A 206-nucleotide genomic window follows, 5' to 3' on the forward strand; every position below is an offset into this window, starting at 1 on the left:
GCAGACCGTCTCCACCATCACCGACCAAGTGATGGAGGGCATGGCCGAATGGCAGAACCGGCCGCTCGACCGCGTCTACCCGGTCCTGTTCGTGGACGTCATCAACGTCAAGATCAGAGATGGGAAGGTCGCGAACCGTCCCATCTACGTGGTGATGGCGGTGACGGTGGACGGCACCCGCGACATCCTCGGCATCTGGGCCGGCG

1 protein-coding gene is annotated in these 206 nt (G+C 64.1%); it reads left to right on the plus strand.

The window, feature by feature from the left end; all coding sequences use genetic code 11:
- The coding region (locus tag KUM38_RS39405) for a transposase (protein WP_217136948.1) at positions 1 to 206 on the plus strand (206 nt) is incomplete at both ends.

The sequence above is a fragment of the Streptomyces sp. AC558_RSS880 genome, from assembly GCF_019049255.1.
Taxonomy (GTDB): domain Bacteria; phylum Actinomycetota; class Actinomycetes; order Streptomycetales; family Streptomycetaceae; genus Streptomyces.